The following is a 768-nucleotide window of genomic DNA, read 5'->3' as shown; positions in this document are numbered from 1 at the left end:
TGTATCCATATTGGCTGCTCAAGTGCTTCTAAAGACGGGGATGGGCTAGATTTTTTATGACTTTGGTAGATCTCTAGCAATATTTCACCTAGCTCAACGGAAGCTTCCTCATTGTTCTGGTTTGGATTATGAATTTGCTGTAGCAGGTGATCCATTTTCTCGACTGTATGGCTTGTCGTGCGAATCATATCGTCAACAAAAGCAGGGTTGGATTTGTGCTTTTCGGCATTCTTAACGAGCAAAGATAGCTGCGCGATAATGGTCTTTATATCATGAACCAGAAAGGCAGATGCTTTATTTACCGCTTCGAACTGCATGGCAGTACCTAGCTTTTCCTGAGAGTCACTTTGAACAATGTAGCTACATGCTTGCTGAGAAACAATTTTCAACAGGTCGTAATTCTCCCAGTTTAGGTCAATCGTTGCGATGGGTTCACATAGCAAGACTAATCCGGATAGGTTTTCACCGACCCCAAGGGGCAGAATCAGCCATGGGTGCTCGAGGTGAAGCATGCTTTCCGGAATTTCGATCAGCTTATATTTGCTTGGGTCTAGCATGTATTCATCGAGGTTGATGATCCAGTCATTTTGGGTGAAGAAGGTTATTAGCTCGGAATGATGGTCGATGTCTCCGAACTTTGCATCAGGTAGGTGGTATTGTGCTTTGGGTTTGAATAAACCTTCCTCGTCTTTAATCCAGATCGCGCCCGACTGGCTCCCGACCAAGTCGCCAAGGATTTTTATCGCCTGTAGTGATGGAGGGTGGGAG

At 45.1% G+C, this 768-nt stretch carries 1 pseudogene; it reads right to left on the bottom strand.

The window, feature by feature from the left end:
* A pseudogene (locus A3756_RS28220) lies at positions 1 to 768 on the bottom strand (PEP-CTERM system histidine kinase PrsK); the annotation flags it as partial.

This window comes from Oleiphilus sp. HI0086 (assembly GCF_001635225.1).
The sequence above is the reverse complement of the archived record's forward strand: the minus strand, read 5'-3'. Positions and strand labels throughout refer to the sequence as shown.